This is a genomic window from Clostridium pascui, assembly GCF_016908015.1.
Lineage (GTDB): Bacteria > Bacillota > Clostridia > Clostridiales > Clostridiaceae > Clostridium_AK > Clostridium_AK pascui.
Genome location: NZ_JAFBDB010000005.1, coordinates 99,073 through 122,986 on the forward strand (window position 1 = coordinate 99,073; position 23,914 = coordinate 122,986).

The window sequence follows — 23,914 nt, forward strand, 5'->3', positions numbered from 1 at the left end:
AGCATCCCTTTCAATTTTAATTTTTTCCAAGTATTTGATTTACTGTAGGATTTTCATTTAACTTATTCAAGTGATTTATATCAAGTACAGCTTCTGCAATATTTAATGAATGATCTCCTATTCTTTCAAAGTTACTTAATATATCAAGATATATCGCACTTACTCTTGCTTCACAAGTAGCACTACTAAGTCTCTTTATATCATTGTCCCTAAGTAACTCTTGAACTTCATCTATTTTTTCTTCTACTTCATATACAGACTTTGCAAGTTGTATATTATTTTTTTCAAAACTTCCTGATGCTCTTGTAAGAGCGTCTAAAGTATATCCATATAAGGATTGAAGCTCTTCCATAGCATCTTCTGAAAACACAAGTCTCTTGTTTATCTTTTCCTTTGATAAATCTGATATATTCTTAGCATGATCTCCTATACGCTCTATATCTTTTACTACATGGAACATAGAAGTAACTATATCAACTTGTTGTTTTGAAAGCTCTTCATTAGATAATTTTACTAAAAATTTAGTTATCTCTTCTTCTAGCAAATCTATAAGGTCTTCAGTTTCTCCAACTTTTTTAATTAAATCTTCATCACCTTTTTTTAGTGATTCTACTGACATCTCAAGACATTCTTTTGCCTTCTCTGCCATATGTACTATTTCTCTTTGACACTGTCCTACAGCTATAACAGGAGTTTGAAGTAGTCTATCATCTATGTACTGAACTCCAATATGTTCTTCTATTTCGTCCCCTGGAATAACTTTATTAGCAAAAGCTACTAAGTATTTAATAAACCAAATTTGTATTAAAACATTTGCTATATTAAAAAATGTATGCGCATTTGCAATTTGCTTTGCTATATTGCCTGGAGTTAACATTACAATAAGATTAGATACAGGTTTAAGCAAAATTAAAAATATAGTTGTACCAATAACATTAAAAGTAAAATGTATAAGTGCTGCCTTTCTAGCATTCTTATTTGTTCCTATACTTGATAAAAGTGCAGTTACACAAGTTCCTATATTATCTCCAAATAGTACTGGTAGTGCAACGGATATAGGTAATACTCCATTTTGTCCTAATGCTATAAGTATTCCTATAGTTGCAGAAGAACTTTGCACTATTGCTGTTAGTGCTAAACCAACTAATATTCCCAGAAATGGGTTAAATGATAAAGTAGCTATAAGACTTTTAAATCCCTCAGATTTAGCAAGTGGTTTCATAGAACCAGACATGGATTCCATACCTATAAATAATATACCAAATCCTAGTATTATATTTCCTATGTCTTTTGTTTTTCCACCCTTAGAAAAGAGAATTATAAGCGCACCAATCCCTACAAATATTGGCGCTATTGCTTTTAAATTCAAAGCTACAAGTTGCCCTGTAATAGTTGTACCGATATTGGCACCCATTATAACTCCTGCGGCTTGATATAAATTCATAAGCCCAGCATTAACAAAACCTACTACCATAACAGTAGTGGCACTACTGCTTTGAATTACTGCCGTAACTATTGTACCTGTAAGAACAGCTTTTATAGGATTAGATGCAATCTTTTCAAAAAATACCTTCAATCTATCTCCTGCTGCATTTTCTAGGCCATCTCCCATTACCTTCATTCCATAAAGAAATAAACCTAATCCTCCAAACAATCCAATCAACATTGATCCAATATTCATTTTCATGCTCCTTCCAAATTAATTATAAATAATACAAATCGATTACTCTAAGCATTTATACGCATGAGTTATAGATATTTTAGATTTACTATAAATCAATATACTTTTATTTTATCGATATGTTTCCCTTATAAATAATATATTAAATTTAACTAAAAAAAATAATTCTTAAATTTATTTAACACAATCTTAACAAAACATCCCTTCTGAATTACTTAAATGTATTTTTTTTACATAATAAACCCATAGTTTGTTAATTAAAAACGAATTTTGTAAAGTCTAATCATTAAAAAAATAAAGGGGCTGTCGTACTAATTTTTTTAGTGCAACAGCCTCTTTTAAATTTGATTTAAATTTATTTGTAGTTTTTAATATTTATTCCTCCAAAAGCTGCAACACATCTTACTTTTAAAACCGGTCTATCATTTAACGAATTTTCTTCATACTCTTTAGTTTTGTTGCTCCAACCTCCAAATATGGGAATCCCTGTAGCAATTACCTTCCAACCTTCTGGCACTAATATATCTATTCCTCCAAAGGCTACCGTTAAGTCAAGTACTGCTCCTTCTCTTGCTAATTCACTTTTCCTCAAATCTATATCTGCTCCTCCAAAAATTGCAGTTACTTTTCCTCCCTTAAAGTTTTTAGATATATTTTTATTTTCTATTCCTGAAAATAACGTAAAATAATCTATATATTCATCTGAAACTTCCTTTATTTCTTTACCTAGAAAATTCTTATCTGAACGAGAAAAAATTATCTTTATTCCTATTATTATAAATACTATAGGCCATAATAAAGATCCTAAACTTTGAGTTATAATACCCAGTTTTCTTAACTGAAAAAAAGCTCCTATTCCTATTATTATAAGTCCACTTGTATTAGAAATTGATTTATTTATAATTTGTATCAATCCAATAAAAATTATTATTAATGGCCACCAAAGAGAGACTATATCCCCAAAATTCCATATTCCAAGTTGATTAAACAAAGTTCCAATTCCTATAAATATAAATATTAATCCCAAGACAGATTTTTGTTTCATTTTTCCTATCCTCACTTAATTTATTGTTTTCTAAATTAATTATATACTATTATAAACTTATTTGTTACTAATAGAAGTCATTTTTATTACATTTCTATAAACCTTCCATAATGTTATTATAATTTTTATTTTAAATTAGGACAAAATAAAGGTGTACTAAAAACAAACCTTGAATGGAGGGTCTTAAATGGATAATAAAAAGTGTAGAGATATAGAAACTGAAAATAGAATAGAGGAATTGGTAAATGTGGTAGAAAATTATACACGTACAGAAAGACACTTAGAACAACATTCTGATATTGCCTCACCTGATCAATTATCTAACGCTAAACATATTCAACAAGTTAGAGAAGATAATATAGATAACTTAAAAGATAAAATAGTTTATGATGATGGCGGCCCAACAAAGGAAAAAGAAAATATCCGTAAAAATATAGAATTTGCTAATGGATATATTAAGAACAATAAGGATCATATGGACGAAAAACAATTAGAAAACATGTTAGAAAAACAAGAAAATCGTCACCAAAAATTAAATGAACTTCAATAAAAAATATGTAACATTTTTTAAGTATTAAAGAAAAGGTACTAGAAACTAGAATATACGGAATTTTATATAATAAACCCCAAATTTCCTAGTTTCTAGTGCCTTAGTTTATTTGTGTTTAATATTATTTAATATTTTATTCTATAGTTATTACTTCGTACCCTGCTTCTGCAACTACTCTTTTTATTTCATCATTGCTTACTTCATCATCAAATCTTCCTACAAGTGTTTTACTTTCAAGATTTCCCTCTAAATTTTCTCCACCTAATTCAAGTAATGCATTTTTAACATGACTAAGGCAATGCGCACAAGTCATTCCTTCAACTATAATTTTCTTTCTCATTTCTATTTCTCCCTTCTCTTTTTAAACTTTTTATTATATTATAACTTTAAGGTTTTTAACCTTAATGCGTTTAACAATACGGAAACAGAACTTAAACTCATTGCGGCTCCTGCAATCATAGGATTTAATAGTGGGCCTCCAAACACATGAAGTATACCCATTGCTACTGGTATCCCTATGGTATTATACCCAAATGCCCAAAATAAATTTTCCTTTATGTTTATTATTGTCCTCTTACTTAAAAGGATAGCTCTTGGTACATCCATTAAATCACTTCTCATAAGAACTATATCAGCAGATTCTATGGCCACATCCGTACCAGAACCTATAGCGATACCTATATCTGCCTGCGCTAAAGCAGGTGCATCATTTATTCCATCTCCTACCATAGCCACTTTCTTACCTTCTTTTTGAAGCTTTTTCACTTCATTAGCTTTATCTTGAGGCAATACTTCAGATAACACTCTATCTATTCCTACCTGTTTAGCAATAGCTTCTGCAGTTCTTTTGTTATCTCCAGTAATCATTGCAACTTCTATTCCAAGTTTATGCATTTCTTCAACTGCCGCTTTACTTGTTTCCTTTAATTTATCTGCCACTGCAATTATGCCTATTATTCTTTCAGACATAGCTACATACATAGGAGTCTTCCCATCTTCTGCAAGCTTTTCAGATATCTTTTCTATTTCCTTTGTTAAAAGATTTTTTTCATCCATTAGCTTCTTATTACCTAGAAAAATATCTTTCCCATCTATTTTAACTTCTATTCCTTTTCCTGGGATTGCCTTAAATTCTTTAGTTCCTTTAAATTCTAGATTTCTTTCTTCTGCATTCCTTACTATAGATTCTCCTAATGGATGCTCTGAATTTTTTTCTCCACTTGCCGCAAGTATTAATAATTCTTCTTCATTAAAATCAAAAGTAATTATATCTGTCACTTCAGGTTTACCCTGAGTTATAGTTCCTGTCTTATCTAAAACCACTGTCTTTATATGATGAGCACTTTCTAAAGCTTCTCCACTCTTTATAAGAATTCCATACTCTGCTCCCTTTCCTGTTCCTACCATTATGGCTGTAGGAGTTGCTAGTCCAAGAGCGCAAGGACAAGCTATTACTAGTACTGATATGAATATAGTTAAAGCAAATGTATTAGTTTCTCCATATACCTTCCAACCTATAGAAGAAAGTATTGCAAGCACTATTACTATAGGTACAAAATATCCAGATATAATATCTGCAAGTCTTGCAATAGGCGCCTTGCTTCCTTGAGCTTCCTCAACTAATTTTATAATTTGAGATAGCACTGTATCCTTTCCTACTTTAGTTGCTTCATATTTTACAGATCCATTTTTATTTATACTTCCACCTATTACTCTATCTCCTTTTGTTTTTTCCACTGGAATACTTTCCCCAGTAAGCATTGACTCATCTATAGAAGTAATGCCATCTACAATTACACCGTCTACAGGAACCTTCTCTCCTGGTTTTACTACAACTATACTTCCTACTTCTACTTCATCTATAGATATTTCAGACTCTACTCCATCATTTATAACTCGAGCTGTTTTAGGCGCAAGTCCCATTAGTTTTTTAATTGCTTCTGATGTTCTCCCTTTGCTTCTTGCTTCTAAATATTTACCTAAAGTTATTAATGTAAGAATAACTGCAGCTGATTCAAAATAAAGGTTGTGTGCTGCATGATGATTTCCTATAAATATTTTATACATAGAATACAAACTATATACAAAGGCAGCCAAAGTACCTATTGCTATTAGAGAGTCCATATTAGGCTCTTTCCTTATTAATGTTTTAAATCCTACCCTGTAAAACTTTGCCCCTAAAACTATAACAGGTATAGTTAAAGCAAGCTGAACTACTGAAAACACTTTAGGATTGATATCAGGGCTTATGAAGTCTGGTATAGGAATTCCTATCATAGGCCCCATAGCTATATATAAAAGAGGAACTGTAAGTATAGCAGATAGTATAAACCTCTTCCATAAATTATCCATTTCTTTTTCCTTTTTTTCTTGATGAACATCCTTAGTTTCTTCTTCTATCAATTTATATCCTGATTTCTCTACAGCTTTTTTAATTTCACTTATACTAGCGATTTCAGGGTCATAGGTAACTGTTAACTTTTCTAAGGCTAAATTAACATTAGCTTCACTTACACCCTCTACTTTCCTAGTAGCTCTTTCTACTGCTTTAGAACAAGATGCACACGTCATTCCTTCTACAGAAAACATTTTAGTTTGAGTTTCTGTAAAAGCTTTATATCCTGCTTTTTCAATAAAGACTTTTACTTCTTCTAAGTTCATCTTTTCGTCTTCAAAATCTATCATAAGTTTTTCTGTTGCAAAATTCACATTAGCTTCTTTTATTCCATCGACTTTTTTTGCAGCTCTTTCTACCGCCTTAGCGCAAGCCGAACAAGTCATTCCTTCTATTTTGAGAATTTTCCTCATTTTACTACCTCTCTTATAGTTATTTATTTTTACAACCATCTTTCTTATTTTTATCATTGTCACTATTTAATCCACAGCAATCCAATTTATTGTTTCCAAATGTTTTATTATTTTCTTGTGCAATTTTTGTTATAAATTTTTTAAAAAATGCTTTCATAATTATTTCTCCTTTAATCATTACTTTTGAATAAGCTTCTCTAAAACTCCTATAATCTCATCTACCTTTTCATCTCCATTATCATTCATAAAAGCATGCTTTACACAATGGTTTAAATGTTGTTTTAGTATAAGCATATTTGCTTTTTTCAATAAAGCTTGAGATGCTATTATTTGGTTAGATATATCTATGCAGTATCTGCCATCCTCTAACATTTTTATTATTCCTTCTATTTGTCCCTTACAAGTTTTTAAAGCTTGCATTGCTTTCTTTTGTTCTTCATTCAATTCCCATACCTCCCTCCCCCGGTGGGGGTCTGTTTTGTTTTATTATATACTCATTAAGTGCATTTTTCAAGTGTAAATTTTATCTTTTTTTAATTTTGCTATTATTTACTAATCTTAAGACTTTTATTAAAATAAGGAGCAGATAAACTTAAGAGTTTACCTGCTCCTTATTTTGCCCCATTCACTATCTAATATCCCATATACATACATATCATGCCATGTTCCATCTCTTCTGACTGCTTCCCTTAATATCCCTTCTTTTTTAAATCCCAGTTTTTCATATAACCCTATAGCTTCTTCATTATAACTTATTGTTTCAAGCTGAAGCCTATGTAAATTTAATTCTCTAAATGCAAAATCTATTACGAGAGATAGTCCTTCGGTACCATATCCCCTCCCGCGATAATTATTATTTCCTATTCCAAGCCCTAGCCATCCAAATCTATTGTTCCAATTTATTCTATCTATTTCTATATATCCTATAAATTCATTTTCTTCTTTAGTTCGAAGTGCAAAAAAATAGTTATTTGGATTATTCACTTCCCCTAAAAGCCATTCTTTTATTCTTCCTCTATACATTGGTGCAGCAGCATTAAAGTCAAATTTTCTTAAAAAATCCGTATCCTCATACCATTCCATCATTATATCTATATCTTGTTCTTTTAATGATGTTATTTTTAACTTTTCACTTTTTAACAAGTTATTTTTTAGCATTCATTATTCCTCCTATAAATACTTTCCAACTATTTATATAATTATAAATCATATAAATAGTTGCATCAATTATTCTTATTCATAAATAAATTTATACATATATTTATAAAAATGACCAAACTCAATCATTTTTATAAATATTAACATTTAGTTAAATTAATTAAATTTTCTGCGTTTTTGTGAAAATATTGTGTCTAGTTCTCAATTATGATAAACTTAAATTGTTGAATTTTTAACATATCTATTATTCAATTTATTCACTTATTGTAAAATTATCAAATATACAAATTCCGTACAAAATTATCGGCTATACATATATTTCATATAAATTTGTCTAACAAGGAGGAAATAGTATGTCAATAGAATTTTTAATGGATATAGTAGTTATACTACTAAGTACTAAATTATTTGGACTATTAGCTAAACGATTTCAAATGCCTCAAGTAGTTGGTGCACTTTTAGCTGGACTTATAATAGGCCCTGCTTTTTTAGGATTAGTTCATTCCAGCGACTTTTTATCAAAGCTTTCTAAATTAGGTGTACTTCTTTTAATGTTTACTGCCGGACTTGAAACCGATTTAGACGAACTTAAAAAGAGTGGTAAAGCTTCATTTATTATTGCACTTGCTGGAGTAATCGTGCCTTTGCTAGGCGGACTTGCTGTAGCTGGCTTCTTCAACAATAACGGAAAGCCTTTTAGTGGAGATCTACAAACTCTTTTGCAAAATATATTTATAGGTATAGTATTAACTGCTACATCTGTTAGTATTACGGTAGAAACTCTTCAAGAAATGGGAAAATTAAAAACTCCATCTGGTACGGCAATTCTTGGAGCAGCTATAATAGATGATATTTTAGGTATCGTACTTTTAACTATTGTTACAAGTGTTTCTAACCCATCTGTGGATATCAAAGTAGTTTTATTTAAAATTGTTGCATTCTTTGCTGTTTCTGCAGTATTTGGAATATTGTTTTATCATGGATTTAATAAATTATCTTCCGTAACAGTAGATAAGAAAAAACTTCCAATATACGCTTTAATCTTCTGCTTCGTGATGGCTTTTGATGCAGAACATTTCTTCGGAGTAGCAGATATTACAGGTGCTTATATTGCAGGTTTAGCTTTATCTAAAACAAGTGAAGCACATAATATAATGGAAACTGTAGAAACTGTTTCAACTACATTATTATCTCCTATATTCTTTGCTAATATTGGTATAGCTACTGTTATACATGGCATGAATATGAAAATGATAATATTTACCTTCTTATTATTAGCAGTTGCTATATTAAGCAAGGTAGTTGGATGTAAATTTGGCGCACAGGCTTGCGGGTATTCTAAACAAGAGGCTCTTCAAATTGGTACGGGAATGATATCTCGTGGAGAAGTTGCCTTAATAGTTGCAAACATCGGTGTATCTATGAACCTTATGAAGGAAGAATATTTTGCTCCACTTATATTAGTAGTTATAGTTACAACAATTATAACTCCAATACTTCTAAAAGTTGTTTACGGATATGAAGGACAACCTGAGACTGCAAAAGTTCGTAAATTAGAAGGCGCATAAAATATATTAAAAAATATAAAGACTCCGAGAAACTCATCTCAGAGTCTTTATTATATTTACAACTACTTATTCTTATTAGAAGTTTGTCTCATGTCCTATATAACAAGCAATTTCCCTATCTAAAAATAAATCTTGAATATATTCCATCTTATCCTGCGGAGTACCCTCCTCACTTTTATAAGCATATTCCTTTCCTAGCTGATTCCATTTAGAGTCTCCAAGTCTATGAAATGGCAATATGTTAATTTCAAATAATCCTAGAGAATTCATAAACTCTGCAGTTTGTATAATATTTTCATCACTATCATTAAAATCTCTTATTACTGGCATTCTTAAAACTAGCCTTCCATCCCAACTTGACTTTGAAAGCTCTGTTATGTTCTTTAATATCAAATCATTATATACTCCTGTTTTTTCCTTGTGCTTTTCTCTATCCATATGCTTTATATCTATAAATGCAAAATTTATAGATTTCATCACATCTAGAAAAGTTTCTGTATCCTTGTATGCTGTAGTTTCTATTGCAGTGTGTATATATTTTTCTTTGCATCTTTCTAAAACCTTAATTAAAAAATCTGATTGTAACAACGGTTCTCCCCCACTAAAGGTAACTCCCCCTGTACCTCCCCAATATTGTCTATCTCTATTTAATATATTTATAAGAGAATCTATATCATACCATTTCCCGCAAAGCTTTAAAGCTTCATAGTAGCACGCCTTAGTACATTCAAAAGTATTACAGCTTCTGCATTTTTCCCAATGAATATTCAGAGACTTATCCCGATTTATACTTATTGATTGCTTTTGACAAACATTTATGCACATTTCACATCCATTATTAGATTTACACTTGCTTTGGGCAAACATTAGCTTTTCTCCATAATACCAGCTTTCAGGGTTAGCACACCATTCACATTTTAGGGGACATCCAGACATAAAACAAATAGTCCTGCATCCAGGCCCATCATGTACTGAATAACTTTGTATATCAAAAATTAATCCTTTATTTTCTTGCAAAATCTACTCCCTCCCCCACAATTAATCAAGGACTTCGCTTTAAAGAATTATTAATGTTTAACTTCTCAAAGCAAAGCCTTTAATTAATCTTTGTTATTTGACTGCTTCTTTTTTATTATCAATAGACAATGGTAACGATAAAGCTGCTACAATAGATACTGCAAAAGAGCAAGTCGCAAATATTATAGAATAAAGATAGCTTCCAGATCTATCAAATAAGAATCCTCCCATGAAGCTTCCAATAGCTGGCCCTATACCCATAACAACTAAAGTTGCTGTTCCCCATATTTTACCAAGCGTTTTACCTCCATAAATAGTACCTGCATATCCTGCAACTCCACCTGGTTCAATTGCCCAGTAAATAGCAAATAATATACATGCGATTCCGCCTAGTATAATTGACTGTTTACTCATTAGAAGAAGTATACAAGCGATTACTCCCATAACTGGTGCAAAAATAAGCATTATTTTTCTGCCTTTTGTTTCATTTCCAACTTTTACAACAACCTTATCTGCTACAACTCCCATTAAAGGCATGGTGATTATTCCTGCAATACCTATCATTACATATAAATTAGTAGCTGTGCCTAAAGATAATTTAACATCTGTAGTCCAATAGGTAACAACTTGAGTCCAAATTAAAAATTCTGCTACCATACTAGTTAAAAAAGCAACTATCGCTCCCCAAATAGGAAATGTACCAAAGGCTTCTTTAACTGTCCACAGATGCTCATTGCCAGATGCCTTTTTACCTGGAGCAGTTCCAAATGCCTCTAGTCCGTAGTCCTGAGGATTTTTCTTTGCTACAATTGCTGCAATTATAAGAGCTATAAGCACTACTACTGAAAGCCCTCTCATTGCAAGCCTCCAGTCCATAGTAAGTAATATCTTTTTGACTCCTAAACTTAAAGCAACTTGAGCGACTGGCGCTCCCATAAAAGCAATACCCCACATAGTGGCATAGGATTTCCCTATATACCATTTACGAACAGATACTGTAGAAGAAACCCAAAGCATACCTGTACCTATACCTGCAAAAACTGCATAAGGAATTAAATATCCAAAATAAGTTTGAGCAAAACTTGTTACATAAAATCCTAAAGCGGCACATATAGAACCAATAGCATAAGCAGGCTTAGTTCCCCACTTATCTATTATCATACCACTGAAAAATGCCGTTACTGCATATACCATCATCATGATTGAATATCCAAGGGAGACCTTGGATACACTCCATCCAAGGTTTTTAGTCATTGGTCCTAAAAGTACAGAAAAGGTAGACCTGTATCCAAATAGACAAAATACTGCCAGCCAAGAAGCAAGTACAACCATGTGACCTAATTTACTTGCTCTTCTATCTTCCATAGACTTTCCCCCTAATTATTTTTTTTCATATCCTTCACAAGTTAATCCCATAAGCTCTCCATAAGTCCAATACTCTTTATCAAGCCCAGTACATATTCCCATATTATCTGCATTGGGATTTTTAAACTTGCTGCAATTTTTACATTTTGGTACTTCGTTAAAATTTCCACATACTTCAGAATCTATAAATATAATAGAATTTGTTTTTCTACATATTCCTTTAGCTACGTCTATAGATGCAAAATTTAAACAATCATTGTGTTTATTGTTATTTGTCATAATACTACACCCCTTCATATTCTGTTCTTGCAACTACTTCATCTTGAATTGGTTTTCCTATTTCACACCAATATTGAGTAAATCCAGCCACTCTTACCATTAAATCTCTATAATTTTCAGGTTTTTGTTGAGCATCTTTTAAAACCTTAGAATCTACTATATTATATTGAATATGATATCCACCCTTTCTCATATAAGCTCTTGTAAGATCAAGAAGCTTTTTAGCCCCTTCCTCACCTTTTATAGCACTTGGGTGAATCTTTAAGTTCATTTGAGAATTTTGTGATTTAGTATGATCCCAAATAGTTGCAGAGTTAAACAATGCATAAGCACCATTTTTATCTGTTCCAGGATATGCAGACATAGATCCATCTGAATAAGTTGTTCCTGCCAGTCTACCATCTGGGGTTGCAAGTGTTGCTGCTCCCTGAGCACCATGAGTTGATACAGAAATTTGACATGCATACATCTTCTTACCAAATAGTGATTCATAATTATGAGTCATTTCACAGAACCAATCTTCATAATCCTTTAGAATACTATCTGCATACGCATCATCATTTCCGTATTTAGGAGCAAGCAAACAATCTCCATATATTTTGTCATACTTAATTCCATCTTCTCTTTTTTCTTGATCTGCTAGTGAGTAACTTCCTACTTCTGATGCAGTCTTAAATCCAAAATTGTTAAGAATCGCTTCTTGTATTTCTTCCAAAGTATATTTCTTATCATCATATACAAGTTTCTTAATTGCTGCTAATGAGTTAACCATATTTATGGTTCCACAGCTCTCAACATTATAAGTCGCATTATATCTATATCCCATATTGCCGATGTGCTGTCCTTTATCCAGGCAATCTGGTTTAAGCATTGAGCTAAATACTGACATATTATTTTTTCTCCATATGTCATGCTGAATATTATTTGTTCTAGCAAGGCAATCGCAAGTTATATCATAATATTCTTTGTAGGTGTTCCAAAATTCTTCATAGGTTTCAAGTTTTTTATTGTGAGGAGGATATACTTGAATATTTGTTCTGTAGTCCCTACCATTTGTTACTACTAGTTCTAATATTTTAGGATTTGCTATAAAATGTACTCCTACGCTGGTTGGCTGTCCTGCTCCCCCTGGAATAAAGTATTTCTTTCCATTCAAAGTAAGCTCTTTCCATGCGCAAGGTGATGTTTCTAAACATCCTCCTATGGCAAAAGATCTAGCTTCCTCTACTGTCATACCTTCTTCTGCATATTGATTTAATATAAATTGCATACCACCTTGATTATTCATCCACGCTGGATATCCCGCTCCAGTTTTATCACATTCAATGCATTTCAGTAAAAATTCTTCTGGAAGCTTTTCATCATATAAAACTGATAATGTTGGTTGGGGAGATCCACAGGTAATTCCAGCTTCAACTATTAACATTTCAAGTTCATTAGCTGCAGATTTACCATCCTTAGTGAGACCACCTAAGCTTAAGTTATTAAATGTATTTCCTGAAAGCACTCCGCCTACAACTCCAGTGGATGCAAAGCAATCTATACATGTAAATTTAACTCTATGAAGCTCCAATAACTCTAAAGCTTCCTTTTTAGTAAGTTTTCCTGCTTCCAAATCCTGTTCAAACCAAGGATAAAGTACCTGCCCTACTCTTCCTGGTGAAAGCCCTGAAATGGCATCTTCATTTAAACAAGCAATGTGAACAGTATAAGTAAGCTGAAGTGCTTCTTTAAAGGTTCTTGGCTGATTGTGAGCTATCCATTCTAGACAATTTGCTATTTCTTCGTATTCTTCTCTTTGAACTTTGTCCTCTGTTATACCTATAAGTCTCCTGGCCTCCTTTACATAATTTAAAATCCAGTTTTGTATTCCTTCTACTACTAGCTTTACAGCTTCATAGAAGTATAGCCTGTCCATACCTATTACTCCATCTCCATCAGCATTTCCAGCTACTTCTCTCTTACATTCTTCAGCCATTTTTATTAACCCATCAAATCCATATTGGAGAGGATAATAATAATTTATAACTTCTCTTCCTTGTGGAAGTGTAAATCCTGAGTCAAACATACATATTAAACTTTTCATTATATTTTCTTTGATTTGATAACTTGGAACCATTTGCTCATACTTATGTCCTAAATCTTCTACAGATTTTCCTACCCATGACTTTGCTAGTGTTACCAATGCAGGAACTTCTTCTTTTCTAATCCCAAACTTTCCAGCTATAGACACTATATTTCCAAAGCTATTAGTAACATTTCCTCCGCCAGTACCAAATTTGCTTAACTCACCAGCGCTGGCACTTCCTCTTTTTAAAGCCTCTTTATAAAGTTCATCTTCCTTTGCTACAAAGAATCCTTCTGAAAGCCAAGGCATTGGAAATGACCCTCTGTAGTAGTTAGTTTTCTGCATTACAAGCTTTTCTCCTGGAAAAATGGTTGGAGTTAAATGTGAAAATGCACATTTTAATGCCTCAGCTCTTCTAATTACATTAACTTCTCCTTCTAATTCATTCCATCTTCTTGTGTACCAGTATGGAAATTCTGTATTGGTGGAGGATAATGTATTATAATATATATCTCTTAGTTTTTTTGCTCTTTCCGTAGGTTCTTTCTTTACTTCTCTATCTACTAGCTCCTCTGGAGCAGTTCCTCCCGCTTGAAAATTAATAGGTAATCCCTTAGCTGCTAATATGTCTGCTAGTTTTGTCTTTACTGACATTTTATCTCCTCCTAATGTCTCTAAAATTGTTTTACAACCTATAAATATGTTTATACCTATTTTTTTATTACTTTACAAAAAGTTCAAAAACTGCAGTAATAACCACTGCAGTTTCAAATTATCTATTTTTATTTATATTTTAATATCTTTTTTATTACTTTGAGCAAGTTGCTCCCATTTACGTTAGCTTTATCACAAAACTCCCCAATCTTACCTGTTTTACATCCTGCCTTTATTCCTGCCTCCACATCGGTATCCCTATCCCCTATCATCCAGCTTTCTTTAGCATTTATATTATATTTTTCTATAAGCCCAAGTAACATGGTAGGGTTAGGTTTTCTACAAGAAGCATTTCTATCATAAAACGGACAATATACTATTTCCTTTATTTCGCCATAAGGTTCTACTTCTTTTATAAGCTTTGTATGTATCTTTTCAAGTTCCTCTTCTGTTAATGTTCCTACTTCTATTCCTCCTTGATTTGTTACTACAAATATACTATATCCAGCCTCAGCTGCAATCTTAATCCCTTCCTTTGCCTCTTCAAATATTATCAAGTCTTCAGGAGTAAGTACATATTCTTTAAAATCATTTATTACCCCATCTCTATCTAAAAATATTGCTTTATTCAAATATGCTAACCTCCTATATAAAAACTCTTATTACATAAAATAAATAAAAAATAATTTTTATCACATAATAAACAAGTTCACGAAAAATTTTCATTATAAATATTAGTACTACATTTATAATTGTGTGCATAATAAACTATTTTGAATAATATAAATTATAGTTTATATAAGTATATAATAGTTTATTATAATTATATCCTTAATCCATAAAATTCTCAAATATGTTAAACTTTATCACATTTTTTATTGACTAATAGTTAATAAAAATATATCATATGAAAATACAGTAAATAAAGAGGAGGGATTTCCTTGAATATAGATAAAGAAAAAATTAAAGCTGACTTTCGACAAAATCTCATCAATTTATATTCCATAGATATTGATGAAGCTTCTTCATTTCAAAAATATGTTGCCTTAGGTTTCTTAATAAGATCCTATGTTGCCGAAAATTGGTTAGAAACTAATAAAAAATATACTAATAATAAAGATAAACAGGTATATTATTTTTCTATGGAATTCTTAATTGGTCGGCTTCTTGGTAACAATATGATGAATTTAGGAATCTACAGCATATGTAAAGAAGCGTTAAAAGAACTTAATATAAACATAAACGAACTTGAGGAAGTTGAAAGTGATGCTGGTCTTGGTAATGGCGGCCTTGGAAGACTCGCTGCCTGCTTTTTGGATTCCATGGCATCTCTTAATATTCCCGGTCATGGCAATGGTATAAGATATAATTATGGACTTTTTGAACAAAAGATAATCAATGGATATCAAGTAGAGGTACCTGATAAATGGTTAAAAGAAGGTAATGTTTGGGAAACTAGAAATGCAAATAAATCTGTTACTGTTGATTTTTACGGGACTGTAAAACATATATATGAAAATGGCAAAACAAAATTTATACAAGAAAATACAGAAACAATACTTGCTGTTCCCTACGATACTCCTGTTATAGGATATAATAATAAAACAGTAAATACTCTAAGACTTTGGAGCGCCGAGCCTATTGATAAGGATTTTGACTTAAATTTATTTAGCCAAGGAGAGTATTCTAAAGCAGTAGAATATAAGTCATCTATTGAGTCTATAACCAAAGTACTTTATCCAGACGACTCCACAGAAAAGGGAAGACTCCTTAGGTTAAAACAGCAATATTTCTTCGTAAGTGCTGGAATTCAAAGTATAATTCGAAGATATAAAAAGCTTAACAAACCGATAACTGATCTTCCTAAATATATTGCTATACAAATAAATGATACTCATCCAGCTGTTGCAGTACCTGAACTTATGAGAATATTAATAGATGTTGAAGGGCTTCATTGGGATGAGGCATGGAATGTAACTACAAATACTATAGCTTACACCAACCATACAATTCTTGCTGAAGCAATGGAAAAATGGCCTATAGATATATTCAAGGGGCTTCTTCCAAGGATTTACATGATAATAGAAGAAATAAACAGGCGATTCTGTATTGAGGTTATAGATAAATTCAATAATCAAAATAAACTAAAGGAAATGTCAATAATACAAGATGGATATATAAAGATGGCATTCCTTGCTATTGTTGGAGGGCATTCTGTAAACGGTGTTGCAAAGCTTCATACAGATCTTTTAAAAAAGCAAGAGCTATCTAATTTCAATGAATTTTATCCTGGTAAATTTAATAATAAAACCAATGGTATAACTCACAGACGATGGCTTTTAAAAGCTAATCCAAACCTAAGTAACCTCATAACTAAAAATATTGGAGAAGATTATATATACGAACCACTGGACCTAATAAAGCTAAAACCTTTTGCATATGATAGTGGGTTTAGAGAGGAATTTCACAAAATAAAAATTAATAATAAAATTGAATTTTGTAAGTTTGCTAAAGATAAATTTAATATGGACATAGATCCTAATTCAATATTTGATGTTCAAGTTAAAAGATTGCATGCTTATAAAAGGCAAATTTTAAATTTATTTAATATAATGGATTTATATTTTAGACTTAAGGATAATCCCGAAATTGATATTATACCTAGAACGTTTTTCTTTGGCGCTAAAGCTGCTCCCTCTTATCATCTTGCAAAACAAACTATAAAACTTATTAATACCGTGGGAGATATGATAAACAATGCCCCTTGTGTTAAAGGGAGAATAAAGGTGTATTTTCTACCTAACTATTCAGTATCCTTAGCAGAAAAAATAATTCCTTGTGCTAATGTCAGTGAACAGATTTCTACTGCTACCAAGGAAGCATCTGGTACTGGAAACATGAAATTTATGATGAATGGAGCCATTACCTTAGCTACCTTAGATGGTGCTAATATTGAAATAAAGGATGCTGTAGGCGAAGAAAATATAGTTATATTTGGACTAAACAAAGAAGAAGTTTTAAACTACCAAAAAAATCAGAATTATAACTCCTACGAGCTTTATAATTCTGATATGAGGATAAAAAGAATATTAGATTCACTTGTAGACGGCTCGTTAAATCCTAATAAAAATGAATTTAAGGATATATATGATTCTCTTTTAAGTGGAAATGATGAATATTTTGTTTTAAGAGACTTTGCAGCCTATGTAGATGCGCAAAATAAAATAGATACTCTTTATAGGGATAAAGATCTTTGGAACAAGATGTGTGTTATAAATATTGCTCATTCAGGAAGATTTTCTTCCGACAATACCATAAAAAGATATTGGGAAGACATTTGGAGCGTATAAAAAAGCACCACATTTTTAATATTGAATTTATGGTATAGAATTTACATTTAGGAAAGCGTTCGCTTCGCAAAAAAGGTCTAATATTTCTGCCCTTAAAATATCTAAACCTTGTAAACTCGCTTCGCTCAAACAGTAGAAGGTTCTTAACGATATTTTAAGTTCAGAAATAAAGACCTTTTAGTGCTTACTCAATGCTTTCTACAATGTAAATTCCATACTATTATTCAATATTAAAAATATTACTCAGGCATACTTTCTGAATGATAAACAAAGATATATCTGCAAATCTTGTAAATCATGTTATAATAGGCACAAAATAAAAATAGAATCTATTTACAATAATTAGATAAGACAAATTAAAATAGAATGAGTTTAAGGTGAAGGAAATGATTATTATAATAACAATTATAGCGTCTTTTTTGTGCGGTTCAATCCCAACAGGATACTTGCTTACTAAAAAAATGATTATTATAATAACAATTATAGCGTCTTTTTTGTGCGGTTCAATCCCAACAGGATACTTGCTTACTAAAAAGTTGTGTGAAATTGATATAAGAACTAAAGGGAGTGGCAATATAGGTTCAACAAATGTTAAAAGAATTGCAGGAACTAAAATATCTATTATTACTCAGATAATAGATATTTTAAAGGGAATAATTCCTGTAATTTTAGGGATGTATTTGGCGAATATTATAAAGTTACCAGTATCAACTAATACTTATATTTCTATTATTGCGATATCAGCAGTTTTGGGACATGATTATACTCCATTTCTTAAATTTAAGGGTGGTAAAGGAGTAAATACAACTCTTGGTGCATTTATTTTGGTTGCACCAATTCCAACGTTAATTGGAGTTGCAGTTCACTTTATATTGCGTTTATTTACAAGTATAGTTTCTATTAGGTCTATTGCAATAGGCTTAACAATACCTATTATGTGTATTGTTATGAAGTTACCCATTTCAATAGTAGTTTCTACTACAATAGCCTGTATTTTAATGGTAGTTAGGCATAAAGATAACTTAATAAGGATTATACATAACGAAGAAAAATAATACTTAAATTCATAAACTACATTATAAGGTTTATATAGTTTATGTCGGAACTTTCTTAGATTGATAATTATAGGTGGACAATCCCACTTATAATTTATTAGGCTATATTTCAACACTATATTAAAACATAGTCTTATGGAAAGAATCATACCCTTAATTCATATTTTAAGAATCCTGGGAATTTATGATACTGATTCTTTTGAACACTGTATTTTATTTATAGTATCCTCATTTATAGTTTGTTTTAATTCCTTCATATATTTTGAAAACTCCACTTCTTTTTCTCCATATGTCAGATTTAATTCATACTCAAGAGGAATCCATGTTGATATATCAGCCTCATTGTGTTGAATTAGTGTCTCCATCTTGTCAAGTGCCTTGTAAATCTTGGATTCGATAGTTTTTTGTGAATGCATTTCTAGAAATAGCACAGAAAGTTCTTTTTTATATGGGTCTGGCAGATTGTTAAGTAACTGGTGAACTTCTCTATTTTCTACAATCTCATCGCTTTTAGTTTTGTTAAATGAAGGTATATCACCTGTGATTGCTTCACCTAAATCATGACAAATACACATTAATATTACTTTGTTAATATCAACATCAGGAAATTCATCCTTGACCAAGTATGCCATTAAAGATAATCGCCAACTATGCTCTGCTACACTTTCATGTCGATTAGAAGAAGTCCATGAGTGTCTTGTATTATTCTTTAATTTTTCTGCAATAGACATAATTTCTATGAATTTTTTTATATTCATTTTCCCCACACCTCCGGTTACATTATCAAATTGTCTTGTTTTAGCATAACATAAACAAGAACATTACGCTTACTATAATGCAAATTATGAATCAAATTATACAACTGCATTATTAAATTTTCAATATCCAAATATACTTTGTGATTACTTCGTAATATCCTACGATTGTCCATTTATGTATAGTTTTTGCTGTTAATCGTATCTTTCTCTGTGATAAATATTTCTAACTATTTAAACCAGTACATATAGTTAGCAAGATATTTAGCTGTAACACCATTAACCCTATCCATTCACTTCCTTAGTTTGCTATGTAAAGCGTTAATGTGTTGTATATGATATATACCTTTTATTTATTGCTATATGTTTATGTAACCTTTCGGGCTGCCGCCCTAAAAGATATTTATGTACCAAGTCTTAAAATGATTATAAAAATTCAGTTCTCTGAATTTAAAGTATCGTAAAGAAATTTCTACTGTCTGAGCGGCAGCGAGTTTAGAAAGTTTAGGTGATTTAAATTCAGAGATAGTAGAGCTTCTTTGTGCAGTGAACGCTTTCCTAGATGCAAATCCCATACAGGATGGTCAACGTTAAAAATATGATACTATTTTTGACTGAAAAAATTTTTTACTTCGAGGATTTCTTCTCTTGATAAGTTGCCTTTTTCTAAAGTTTCATCATCTAATTTAAGCAAAGAATCATAAAATTCTAATGCAAAGGCTATAGATTCTGTATTCTTTTCTGTAACATCTAAAAGTTCATATAAATAGTCCTCTGCTGATGCAAAATCCCCTACTTCTTTATAGTAATTTACAATTCTTCTTGAAGTTTCTTCAGGAAGTACATAACCTGAAGTCTTTTCTATCATATTGGGTATATCTTTAAAATACTTATCAAGATCAGTATCTTTATCACATAAGAAAGCTTCAATAAATAGATTTAAAGCTTTTATGTATATGTAAAAACTTTCATTTTCTTTTCCTTGAATGTTTAATATGCAGGCTCTTTGCTCCAATAACTTTGATATTACGATAGCCTTATCTTTTTCAATTTCACCACCAACTTTTAATATATCAACTAAATTATCATTACTCATAGAATTAAAAAATAAGGAATTAAGCCTAAATAAATTACTAAATGTTCCATCAATAAGCTGTAAAGCTTTATCATAGTTTTTGTTTTTGGTTAAATTAAGGACTTCCTCAAAGCTTTCTTCAAATTGGTCTGTAAGTCTTTTAGAAAAGTTACTCTTAAGCATAAAACTATTCCTCCATTTTAGTTAAATAATATTAATGATACTAACAGCTAAATTATACCATGAATTAAACTTCCATAATACTTGCTTAAATTTCTTCATTATTAGTTTTATTAACTATATGTTATAATTTACATACATCATGAATTGAAATGTGAAATATATATAAGTATTTTAATAATTTAAATAAAATAAAAATTAATGAAGGGTAGTGAATAAACATGAGATATGAAGGAGTAGTATATAGACCTCCAAGTGAAGCATATAGTTTAATCGTGCAGGCAACCGTAGGGTGTGCCCATAATAAATGTACATTTTGCAGTATGTACAAAGATAAAAAATTTAAAATTAGATCTCTAGAAGATATATTTATAGATCTAGAAATGGGTCGTTCATACTATAAAAGAGTAGATAAAATTTTTCTAGCTGATGGTGATGCCTTGGTGCTTAAAACAGAAAATTTGAAATCTATTCTTAGTAAGATAAGGGATTTATTCCCCGAATGCACACGCGTTGGTATTTACGGAACACCAGGGGATATCTTAAGAAAAAGCATAGATGAATTAAAGGAACTTAAAAGTGAAGGTTTAGGAATTGTATATCTAGGAGTAGAAAGTGGCAGTAATTTAATACTTCAAAATATCAAAAAAGGAGTTACTTCTGAGGAAATAATACAGGCAGGTAAAAAGATTAAAGAGAGCGGATTAACTTTATCTGTAACCCTTATTTCAGGGTTAGGTGGAAAAGATAACTTAGAAGAACATGCTAAAGAGTCTGCAAAAGTCATAAGCGAAATTAATCCTGATTATCTAGGACTTCTAACTCTTATGTTTGAGTCAGAAACCCCTTTATATAAAGAAGTTCAAGAAGGAAAATTTAAGCTGTTACAACCAAGTGAAATAATGATGGAAACAAAGCTGTTAATAGAAAATTTAAAGGTTACAAACTGCGTATTTAGAAGTAATCATGCCTCAAACTATGTATCTCTTAAAGGCACTTTACCAGAGGATAGAGAAAATCTTCTAAATAAAATAAACTCCGTTCTTCAAGGAAATCAAGGTTATAAAAGCGAAGCCTTTAGAGCACTATAAAAGGATATTGCGACGTTTTTAATGCTCTGGGTTTCATAAAATTTTCATCTAGGAATACATTGAATAAGCAATTAAAAGCTCTTTATCTTCCAATTTAAATCGCCGGAAAGAACTTTCTAATGTCTGAGCGTCAGGGAGTTTAGAAAGTTTAGGCGATTTAAATTGGGAGATATTACAGCTTCTTTGCTTATTTAATCAAGTGTAATGCTCATATGTCGAAGTTAGAAAACAAAGCATTAAACATCGTCTTCATCAAATTTTTTCTCGATGACTTTAATACGTTTTTGCGTAACTTTATTTAAAATATAGTAAAACAAGTATGCTGCAAGAGTGGAAGAAAAGAATGCTACAATCAGCTCAGTAATAAAATTGTTAATATTATTAAATTCTTTATAATGCAAAAAAGTTATAACGCCGATAATAAAACTATTTACAATGGTTACGCTTTTTCTATTCTCTCCAAACAAGTTATTTCCGACACATATATTACGCACAATTATATATATACATCCACCAAAGAAAGCAATAAATTCCACGACATACTCATGAAATTCTAACCGAAAAACAAATTGCCTTACTAAAATTGATCCGAGCATTTAATAAAAAAATTATAGCAGACTATTCTCTAGTCTGCTATAGATTATTTATATTACTTTATTTTTTATTAGAGGTATATAACTGCTAAATGTCATCCTTCTTCTACGCTTCTGTACCTGCTTTATTTACATTTAATTTAACTATAACTTTTTTGGCTGCCATTAGGAAGCATGCTAAAGCTAAAATTGCTCCTATTATTCCTGCTGGCAATGCGATTCCCATTGATAATTTAAATCCTTCTGGTGCAACTATTATATAAGTTATGCATACTGCAGTCATAAATGTAGCTGGTACTGATGCCATCCAGTGACTTCTTCCTTTATAAACTAGGTACATAGCTGATGTCCAAAGAACTATTGTAGCTAATGTCTGGTTTGACCATCCAAAGTATCTCCACACTATTCCAAAGTCAATTTGTGTTAAAATAAATCCTACTATAAATAATGGTATACTAATCATTAATCTGTTTTTGATAGATTCCTGCTTAAAGTTTATAGAATCGGCTATTGTAAGCCTAGCACTTCTAAAAGCTGTATCTCCTGAAGTTATAGGACATGCTACAACACCAAGTATTGCAAGTATTCCACCAACTTTTCCTAGTAAACTATTACATATTATATTTACAACTGCACCTGCATTGTTACCATTTCCTGCCATGAATTTAGTAAGTCCATCAACCCCTCCAAAGAAGGTCATTGATGCTGCTGCCCATACTAGTGCAATTATTCCTTCTGCTATCATTGAACCATAAAATATCCTTCTACCTTGTCTTTCGCTAGTAATACATCTAGCCATTAGTGGTGATTGTGTTGAATGGAATCCTGAGATTGCTCCACATGCAATAGTTATAAACAACATTGGGAATAAAGGATAACTTTCTGGTTTAACGTGCATATTGTTAAGATTTCCTGCAATTTCTGGTATATTATATCCACCTATTATTAAAGCTCCACCTACTCCTATGCACATTATCAATAAACATAGTCCAAATAAAGGATAAACTTTTCCTATTAGCTTGTCTATCGGCACAAGAGTAGCTATTATATAGTATGCAAATATTATATATAGAAATGTTTTTAGGCCTACAGAAGGCACTAACCCATTTAATATTCCTGCTGGTCCACTTACAAATACAACTCCCGTAAGAACAAGCAATATAACAGAAAATACTCTCATAAAGTTTTTAAAACCTTTACCTAGATATTTTCCTACAACTTCTGGAATACTTGCTCCATCATGTCTTACTGATAGCATTCCTGAAAAATAATCATGTACTCCTCCTGCAAAAATGGATCCAAATACAATCCATAAAAATGCAGATGGTCCCCACATCGCTCCTGAAATTGCTCCAAATATAGGTCCAAGTCCTGCAATATTCAAGAACTGAATTAAAAATATCTTCCACTCCGGCATTGGAACAAAGTCAACACCATCTTCAAGTCTTATTGCTGGTGTTTTTATTTTGTCGTCCGCCCCGAAAAGCTTTTCAACAACTTTACCATAAATAAAATAACCAACTATTAACGCAACAATTGAAAGTATAAATGATATCATGCTTCTCCCCCCCATTTAAATTAAATTTTAAGCTATCACTTAACCTAAAGTTAATTCTATGACT

The 23,914-nt window shown here is 31.3% G+C and carries 21 protein-coding genes and 1 pseudogene; 5 read left to right on the forward strand and 17 right to left on the reverse strand.

Annotated features, from left to right (window positions below):
- Nucleotides 1-16: 16 nt before the first annotated feature.
- Both JOC70_RS13000 and JOC70_RS13005 read right to left on the reverse strand, forming a co-directional pair.
- On the reverse strand, nt 17-1,681 hold the full coding sequence (locus tag JOC70_RS13000; protein WP_204599331.1) for a Na/Pi cotransporter family protein: 1,665 nt from the start codon (nt 1,679-1,681) through the stop codon (nt 17-19).
- A gap of 355 nt (nt 1,682-2,036) precedes the next feature.
- On the reverse strand, nt 2,037-2,726 hold the full coding sequence (locus JOC70_RS13005) for a LiaF transmembrane domain-containing protein (protein WP_204599332.1): 690 nt from the start codon (nt 2,724-2,726) through the stop codon (nt 2,037-2,039).
- A gap of 187 nt (nt 2,727-2,913) precedes the next feature.
- Between JOC70_RS13005 and JOC70_RS13010 the strand changes: the two genes are divergently transcribed.
- Nucleotides 2,914-3,276, forward strand: a complete 363-nt coding sequence (locus tag JOC70_RS13010) for a hypothetical protein (RefSeq protein ID WP_204599333.1) — start codon at nt 2,914-2,916, stop codon at nt 3,274-3,276.
- A gap of 133 nt (nt 3,277-3,409) precedes the next feature.
- Here JOC70_RS13010 and JOC70_RS13015 read toward each other — a convergent pair whose 3' ends face one another.
- The 5 genes from JOC70_RS13015 to JOC70_RS13035 form a co-directional block, all read right to left on the reverse strand.
- The gene (locus JOC70_RS13015; protein ID WP_035308961.1) at nt 3,410-3,616 is read right to left on the reverse strand and encodes a heavy-metal-associated domain-containing protein; all 207 of its coding nucleotides are present in this window, start codon (nt 3,614-3,616) and stop codon (nt 3,410-3,412) included.
- Between the two features lie 38 nt (nt 3,617-3,654).
- Nucleotides 3,655-6,084 carry a heavy metal translocating P-type ATPase gene (locus JOC70_RS13020; RefSeq protein WP_204599334.1) on the reverse strand — a complete coding sequence of 810 codons (2,430 nt, stop codon included), beginning with the start codon at nt 6,082-6,084 and terminating at the stop codon, nt 3,655-3,657.
- A 19-nt stretch (nt 6,085-6,103) separates the two neighbouring features.
- Nucleotides 6,104-6,241 (reverse strand): LDCC motif putative metal-binding protein, encoded by a 138-nt coding sequence (locus tag JOC70_RS13025; RefSeq protein ID WP_204599335.1) that lies wholly within the window; start codon nt 6,239-6,241, stop codon nt 6,104-6,106.
- Nucleotides 6,242-6,261: 20 nt separating this feature from the next.
- Nucleotides 6,262-6,528, reverse strand: a complete 267-nt coding sequence (locus JOC70_RS13030) for a metal-sensing transcriptional repressor (protein WP_204599336.1) — start codon at nt 6,526-6,528, stop codon at nt 6,262-6,264.
- A 156-nt stretch (nt 6,529-6,684) separates the two neighbouring features.
- Nucleotides 6,685-7,242 (reverse strand): GNAT family N-acetyltransferase, encoded by a 558-nt coding sequence (locus JOC70_RS13035; RefSeq protein WP_204599337.1) that lies wholly within the window; start codon nt 7,240-7,242, stop codon nt 6,685-6,687.
- Nucleotides 7,243-7,595: 353 nt separating this feature from the next.
- Between JOC70_RS13035 and JOC70_RS13040 the strand changes: the two genes are divergently transcribed.
- Nucleotides 7,596-8,810, forward strand: a complete 1,215-nt coding sequence (locus tag JOC70_RS13040; protein ID WP_204599338.1) for a cation:proton antiporter — start codon at nt 7,596-7,598, stop codon at nt 8,808-8,810.
- 75 nt (nt 8,811-8,885) lie between these two features.
- On the opposite strand, the gene hpdA is transcribed toward JOC70_RS13040, so the two are convergent.
- The 5 genes from hpdA to JOC70_RS13065 form a co-directional block, all read right to left on the reverse strand.
- Complete coding sequence (gene hpdA / locus JOC70_RS13045) at nt 8,886-9,827, reverse strand: 4-hydroxyphenylacetate decarboxylase activase (protein WP_204599339.1); 942 nt, start codon at nt 9,825-9,827, stop codon at nt 8,886-8,888.
- 93 nt (nt 9,828-9,920) lie between these two features.
- Complete coding sequence (locus JOC70_RS13050) at nt 9,921-11,192, reverse strand: MFS transporter (protein WP_204599340.1); 1,272 nt, start codon at nt 11,190-11,192, stop codon at nt 9,921-9,923.
- Between the two features lie 15 nt (nt 11,193-11,207).
- Complete coding sequence (gene hpdC / locus JOC70_RS13055) at nt 11,208-11,471, reverse strand: 4-hydroxyphenylacetate decarboxylase small subunit (protein ID WP_204599341.1); 264 nt, start codon at nt 11,469-11,471, stop codon at nt 11,208-11,210.
- 4 nt (nt 11,472-11,475) lie between these two features.
- The gene (gene hpdB / locus JOC70_RS13060) at nt 11,476-14,193 is read right to left on the reverse strand and encodes a 4-hydroxyphenylacetate decarboxylase large subunit (RefSeq protein WP_204599342.1); all 2,718 of its coding nucleotides are present in this window, start codon (nt 14,191-14,193) and stop codon (nt 11,476-11,478) included.
- 128 nt (nt 14,194-14,321) lie between these two features.
- The gene (locus tag JOC70_RS13065) at nt 14,322-14,825 is read right to left on the reverse strand and encodes a D-glycero-alpha-D-manno-heptose-1,7-bisphosphate 7-phosphatase (protein WP_204599343.1); all 504 of its coding nucleotides are present in this window, start codon (nt 14,823-14,825) and stop codon (nt 14,322-14,324) included.
- A 309-nt stretch (nt 14,826-15,134) separates the two neighbouring features.
- Here JOC70_RS13065 and JOC70_RS13070 point away from each other — a divergent pair, with 309 nt between their 5' ends.
- Together JOC70_RS13070 and plsY are read left to right on the forward strand one after the other, a co-directional pair.
- Entirely contained in the window at nt 15,135-17,543 is a 2,409-nt protein-coding gene (locus JOC70_RS13070; protein WP_204599344.1) for a glycogen/starch/alpha-glucan phosphorylase, read from the forward strand.
- A 461-nt stretch (nt 17,544-18,004) separates the two neighbouring features.
- Nucleotides 18,005-18,598, forward strand: a complete 594-nt coding sequence (plsY, locus tag JOC70_RS13075; protein WP_204599553.1) for a glycerol-3-phosphate 1-O-acyltransferase PlsY — start codon at nt 18,005-18,007, stop codon at nt 18,596-18,598.
- A 182-nt stretch (nt 18,599-18,780) separates the two neighbouring features.
- Here the strand turns inward: plsY and JOC70_RS13080 are convergent, their stop codons facing one another.
- The 3 genes and pseudogenes from JOC70_RS13080 to JOC70_RS13085 form a co-directional block, all read right to left on the reverse strand.
- Entirely contained in the window at nt 18,781-19,356 is a 576-nt protein-coding gene (locus JOC70_RS13080) for an HD domain-containing protein (protein ID WP_204599345.1), read from the reverse strand.
- A gap of 230 nt (nt 19,357-19,586) precedes the next feature.
- Nucleotides 19,587-19,703: pseudogene (locus tag JOC70_RS19195) on the reverse strand (IS1595 family transposase); the annotation flags it as partial.
- Nucleotides 19,704-19,957: 254 nt separating this feature from the next.
- Entirely contained in the window at nt 19,958-20,611 is a 654-nt protein-coding gene (locus tag JOC70_RS13085; protein WP_204599346.1) for a DUF6483 family protein, read from the reverse strand.
- 218 nt (nt 20,612-20,829) lie between these two features.
- Here JOC70_RS13085 and JOC70_RS13090 point away from each other — a divergent pair, with 218 nt between their 5' ends.
- Nucleotides 20,830-21,699: a radical SAM protein gene (locus JOC70_RS13090; protein WP_204599347.1), complete on the forward strand. Its 870-nt coding sequence runs from the start codon at nt 20,830-20,832 to the stop codon at nt 21,697-21,699.
- A gap of 236 nt (nt 21,700-21,935) precedes the next feature.
- Here JOC70_RS13090 and JOC70_RS13095 read toward each other — a convergent pair whose 3' ends face one another.
- A complete protein-coding gene (locus JOC70_RS13095) occupies nt 21,936-22,295 on the reverse strand; it encodes a DUF6773 family protein (RefSeq protein WP_341534896.1) in 360 nt (119 codons plus the stop codon).
- 103 nt (nt 22,296-22,398) lie between these two features.
- Nucleotides 22,399-23,850, reverse strand: coding sequence for a carbon starvation CstA family protein (locus JOC70_RS13100; RefSeq protein WP_204599349.1), 1,452 nt, complete (start codon nt 23,848-23,850; stop codon nt 22,399-22,401).
- Nucleotides 23,851-23,914: the final 64 nt, after the last annotated feature.